4 protein-coding genes are annotated in these 5,349 nt (G+C 60.1%); 3 read left to right on the forward strand and 1 reads right to left on the reverse strand.

Annotation, left to right across the window (positions count from 1 at the left end):
- Positions 1 to 366: 366 nt before the first annotated feature.
- The 3 genes from aguB (at position 367) to FIV38_RS29610 (ending at position 2,813) form a co-directional block, all read left to right on the forward strand.
- On the forward strand, positions 367 to 1,245 hold the full coding sequence (aguB, locus tag FIV38_RS29600; RefSeq protein WP_092232763.1) for an N-carbamoylputrescine amidase: 879 nt from the start codon (positions 367 to 369) through the stop codon (positions 1,243 to 1,245).
- 5 nt (positions 1,246 to 1,250) lie between these two features.
- Positions 1,251 to 2,357, forward strand: coding sequence for an agmatine deiminase (gene aguA, locus FIV38_RS29605; protein WP_092232766.1), 1,107 nt, complete (start codon positions 1,251 to 1,253; stop codon positions 2,355 to 2,357).
- Between the two features lie 243 nt (positions 2,358 to 2,600).
- Positions 2,601 to 2,813 (forward strand): hypothetical protein, encoded by a 213-nt coding sequence (locus FIV38_RS29610; protein WP_029299831.1) that lies wholly within the window; start codon positions 2,601 to 2,603, stop codon positions 2,811 to 2,813.
- Between the two features lie 283 nt (positions 2,814 to 3,096).
- On the opposite strand, the gene FIV38_RS29615 is transcribed toward FIV38_RS29610, so the two are convergent.
- Entirely contained in the window at positions 3,097 to 5,169 is a 2,073-nt protein-coding gene (locus FIV38_RS29615) for a TonB-dependent receptor (RefSeq protein ID WP_092232769.1), read from the reverse strand.
- Positions 5,170 to 5,349: the final 180 nt, after the last annotated feature.

Genomic DNA, 5,349 nt, shown 5'->3' on the forward strand with positions numbered 1-5,349 from the left:
AGGGTAGAAAGGGCGGGACGAGAAGTCTCCCACGGTCCGTACTGGCTAGAGTCGGAATCGGGCTTTTAGTCGCCGCCCACCCCTTCAAGTCTAAACATACAAGCGGGCTTGCTCGCGAAAGCGGTGTATCAGTGACAGATTTGTAGACAGGCACACCGCTTTCGCGAGCAAGCCCGCTCCCACAAGGGCGATGGTGTTTCAGACTTTAAGCCGATTGTTATCGGGAATATTTTGCTTTTTTTCGATGGGTGGAGATCTGCAAGCTTTAAAAGCCGATTTTTATCCGCTATAAAGTCGCCCAGCATTCCCCTTTCTGTCATCGGCCCCGGTTATCCTGGCCGCTGACCACCGCCCAGGAGATGATTCATGAGCCGTATCGTTACCGTCGCCGCTACCCAGATGGCTTGTTCCTGGGACCTCGAAGCCAATATCGAGACCGCTGAGAAGCTGGTCCGTGAGGCCGCCGCCAAAGGCGCGCAGATCATCCTGATCCAGGAACTGTTCGAAAGCCCTTACTTCTGCCAGAAGCCAAACCCGGACTATCTGCAACTGGCAATCCCGGTTGCAGAAAACGTGGCTATCAAGCACTTCCAGAAAATCGCCAAGGAACTGCAAGTCGTCCTGCCGATCAGCTTTTTCGAGCTGGCCGGCCGTGCGCGTTTCAACAGCATCGCGATCATCGATGCCGACGGCTCCAACCTCGGGATTTATCGTAAAAGCCACATCCCGGATGGCCCTGGCTACCACGAAAAGTACTACTTCAACCCGGGCGATACCGGCTTCAAAGTGTGGAACACCCGCTACGCAAAAATCGGCGTGGGCATCTGCTGGGACCAGTGGTTCCCGGAATGCGCCCGCAGCATGGCATTGCAAGGCGCGGAAATCCTGTTCTACCCGACCGCCATCGGCAGCGAGCCGCACGACAAGACCATCTCGTCCCGCGACCACTGGCAGCGTGTGCAACAAGGCCATGCCGGCGCCAACCTGATGCCGCTGATCGCCAGCAACCGCATCGGCAACGAAGAGCAGGACGGCTACGACATTACCTTCTACGGCTCGTCGTTCATTGCCAACCAGTTCGGTGAGAAGGTCGAAGAACTCAACGAAACCGAAGAAGGCATCCTGGTGCACAGCTTCGACCTCGATGAACTGGAGCACATCCGCAGCGCGTGGGGCTCGTTCCGTGATCGCCGGCCGAACCTGTACGGCGCGCTCAAGACCCTCGACGGTTCCCTGGAGTCCTGATCGCCATGACCACTTTGCACAGCACGCCTCGCGCTGACGGCTTCTATATGCCAGCCGAGTGGGCACCCCAGACCCAGGCCTGGATGATCTGGCCCGAGCGCCCGGACAACTGGCGCCTGGGCGGCAAACCGGCACAGGCGGCCCATGTGGCGGTGGCCAAGGCCATTGCGCGCTTTGAGCCGGTGACGGTCGCGGTTTCGGCCGGCCAGTACGAAAACGCCCGGGCGCGCCTGGATGTGCCGAATATTCGCGTGGTGGAGATGTCCAGCGACGACGCGTGGGTACGCGACAGCGGGCCGACCTTCGTGATCAATGACCAGGGTGAAGTCCGTGGCGTGAATTGGGACTTCAATGCCTGGGGCGGGTTTGACGGTGGTTTGTATGCGCCGTGGAACCGCGATTCCCAGGTGGGCGGCAAGATCCTGGAGATCGAGCGCAGCCCGCGTTATCGCACTGAGGGGTTTGTGCTCGAAGGCGGGTCGATTCACGTCGATGGCGAAGGCACGCTGATCACCACCGAGGAATGCCTGCTCAACCGCAATCGCAACCCGCATCTGGGCCGTGAAGAAATCGAAGCGGTCCTCAGCGCCAACCTGGCGGTGGATAAAATCATCTGGTTGCCCGACGGTCTGTTCAACGACGAAACCGACGGCCATGTGGATAACTTCTGCTGCTACGTGCGCCCGGGTGAAGTGCTGCTGGCTTGGACTGACGACCCGCAAGACCCGAACTATGCGCGCTGCCATGCTGCCATGGACGTGCTGCAAAACAGCACTGACGCCAAGGGCCGCGCATTTATTGTGCATAAAATGCCGATCCCGGGGCCGCTGTACGCCACTGAGGAAGAATGCGCCGGGGTCGACCCGGTGGATGGTTCCCAGGAGCGTAATCCGACCGTGCGTTTGGCCGGTTCCTACGTCAACTTCCTGATCGTCAACGGCGGCATTATTGCGCCGAGTTTTGATGATCCGCTGGACAGCCGTGCCCAGGAAATCCTTCAGGGTCTGTTCCCGCAACATGAAGTGGTGATGGTGCCCGGCCGTGAACTGTTACTGGGTGGCGGCAATATCCACTGCCTGACCCAACAACAGCCCGCACCGCACAAAAACTGAGTGCAGTTGTAACAGGCAATTTCGCCGTACGGCGACTGATCGCCGCTAGTTGCACCGAGCAGTAACAGCAAGCCCATGGCCCGTGAGGGTCGTGGGTTTTTTTGTGCCTGGTGCCAGATAAACCGGGCTTATTGGCACAGCTCTTGTATCGACGCTGTGACAGTGATCGGGGTTTGTGACTGCACAGTTCTGTCATAAACCTTGAGTAAGTTAGCCGCTCAAGCAGTAGGAGAGAGCGCTGAAATGAACGCCGATATCAACCTGGTCTATAAACGCGCGTCCCATCCCCTGGCAGTGCGGGGCGACGCGATTCACGCGCTGGCACTCTGGTTGAAGGCAAACGGCTCGCGCCGGATCAGGCAGGCTGATTCGCGCAGGGTGATGAGTGAGCGTTACCCGGTGGGGTTGTTCAGCGAGGATGAAGTGCAGGTGCTGTGCGACTTGATCCAGGACTGACGGACGCTGATATCCAAATGTGGGAGCTGGCCCGCTTTTATCAAAAATAAAATAAGTCATTGATTCAAAAAATGACCGTATTTTTGTGGCGAGCGGGCTTGCCCCGCGTCGGGCGCATAGCGCCCCCAACGAAAGACGAATGCGTGCGCAGAGGCTGGTTTTGGGGCTGCTGCGCAGCCCAACGCGGGGCAAGCCCGCTCGCCACTAAGGGGCCAGTTTGCTGCGCGACAGCGCCATGTCGAATCTCACATGAATCGTGTGTACCAGTGGCGTTGGGCGAGGGTTAGAAGTTGTACGTCCCCGTCACCACCAGGCTGCGCGGGTCGCCAAACTGGATCTGGTTGGCGCTGGTCGCCGACGCGTAGTACGTCTTGTCGCTGATGTTGTTCAGCGCCGCCTTCACATCCCATTCCTTGTGCCGGAAGCCCGCCAGGGCGTCCCAGCGGCCATAGCCGGGCAGCATCACGGTATTGGCGTTATCGGCATAACGATCGCCCACCAGGGTCAGGCCGGTTTCGGCGTACCAGCCCATTTCCGGTTTCCAGGTCACGAACAGGCTGGCGTTGCGCTTGGCCACGTCGCTGATGCGCTTGCCTTCAAAGCCGTTGTTGTCTTTCACCACCTTGGCATCCTGTACGCCGACGCCGCCGCGCACATACCAGTTGCCGACGATTTTGCCGGTGGTGGTCAGCTCGATACCACGGGAGCGTTGTATGCCGCTGAGCAGGGTGATCAGCGGGTTCTCCGGGTCACGGGTGCGGCGGTTGTACAGTTCCAGTTCATACACGGCGAGGGTGGTGCTCAGGCGGTCGTCGAGCCAGTCGCTCTTGACCCCGATTTCTTTTTGCTTGGTCAGCTCGGGGCTTAGGTCGTTGGCATTGCCCGGCGCATTCGGGGTGATGCCGATCAGGCCGCCGCCGGTGGGGGAAAACGTCTTGCTCCACGACGCGTAGAACGAATGGTTCTCCACCGGCGTCCACACCACGCCCAGCCGTGGGCTGGTGTTGTGGCTGTCGACGGGTTGCCGGATATGGGTGATCTTATTGGTGGTTTCTACTTCAAAACGGTCGTAGCGCAGACCGGCGAGGACTTGCCACTGATCGTTCAGGCGCAGTTGGTCCTGCACATACAGCCCCTGGCTTTCGACTTCGGTGTGGTTGTTGCTGGAGATCCTCATCGGCCCGGCATGGCTCAGGTGCCGGTTGGGGTGGTTCAGATCAAGGCCGGGCACTGTTGCCGTTACCGCGCTGTACAGCTTCGGATCACGGCGCTGGCTGCCCAATTCCACACCGCTCAGCAGGCGATGCTCCAGGCCAAAGGTGTTGAAGCCGCCTTCGAGCTCGACGTTATTGAATACGTTGCGCGTCCTCAGGTCCTGCTGCCAGCGCTGACGCCCGACGGTGTTGGTCTTGGGGTCGTAGCCGGTCAGGTAGGTGTTGTCAAAGTCACTGTCGAGCTTGAACACGCCCAGGGTGTGGCGCAGTTGCCAACTGTCGTTGAGTTCATAGGCGAGCTTGGAGCGCAGGGATTGGGTGGTGTCGTCGATGTAGTCGCGCGGGTCGCCGTAGGTGGTGTCGCGGCTCACATCGGCCGGGCGTCCACGCACGCCAGGGATGCCACGGTCCGGGGTGCGGTCGTAGCGGCTGTATTCGTATTGCACCAGCCAGTTCAGTTGCGGGGTCAGTTGCCAGCTTATCGACGGCGCGAACAGTTTGCGGTTGCCGCTGATATCGTCGCGGAAACTGTCGGTGTCCTCGTTACCCATGTTCAGGCGCAGGCTGATGTTCTCGCTAGGGTCGGCGCTCAAGTCGGTGTACAGGCTGCGCAACCCGTTGGTGCCGCCCTGGGCCTCGATACTGGAAGCACGCCCGGCCTGGGGCAGCTTGCTGACGCGGTTGACGATCCCACCCTGGCCGCCACGCCCGTACAGCACTGCGGCGGGGCCCTTGAGCACGTCGATGCGCTCGATATTGTGCAGGTCGCGCACGTACTGGCTGTCGTCACGGATGCCATCGAGGTAGAAGTCGCTGCTGGCCTCGAAGCCGCGGATGCGCAAACTGTCGAAGCGCGTATCGGCGCCGCTGCTGACGTTGGGGATACCGCTCAAGGCCTGGCCCAGGTCGTTGGTGCCGTAGGCGCGCAGGTTCTCGGTCTTTACCGAATCAATCGCCTGGGGCACGTAGCGTACCGGCGTATTGGTACGCGTGGCGGTGTTGGAGTCTTTGACGCGAGGGTCGTCCTCGTCCGCTTCGGCGCTGATCGAGGTGGCGGGCAGTGTGGTCGCGGCGCAGGCAAATCCGGCGCACAGCAGTGCAGAAAGCCCAAGGGTCATGGGCGTCAGGCGTGGGGCAGGCATCTAGGGGCGCATCCGTAAGAGGGAGGGAAAATAACGCGCGAATGATAATGCTTGCTGTTGGCGCTGATTTAAAACTGACCCACCCTGCCGACTGAAAATTGACCCAGGACGGATTGCTGATTTTTGCCCCAGCAATTGTGGATAAGCTTAGCAGCAGTGTTCCGATTCAAGACCATCAAG

The organism is Pseudomonas proteolytica, from assembly GCF_007858275.1.
GTDB lineage: Bacteria > Pseudomonadota > Gammaproteobacteria > Pseudomonadales > Pseudomonadaceae > Aquipseudomonas > Aquipseudomonas proteolytica.

Excerpts from the sequence above, each read along its gene's own strand:
- aguB (WP_092232763.1), top strand. The coding sequence starts at position 367 with ATGAGCCGTATCGTTACCGTCGCCGCTACCCAGATGGCTTGTTCCTGG.
- aguA (WP_092232766.1), top strand. The coding sequence starts at position 1,251 with ATGACCACTTTGCACAGCACGCCTCGCGCTGACGGCTTCTATATGCCA.
- FIV38_RS29610 (WP_029299831.1), top strand. The coding sequence starts at position 2,601 with ATGAACGCCGATATCAACCTGGTCTATAAACGCGCGTCCCATCCCCTG.
- FIV38_RS29615 (WP_092232769.1), bottom strand. The coding sequence starts at position 5,169 with ATGCCTGCCCCACGCCTGACGCCCATGACCCTTGGGCTTTCTGCACTG.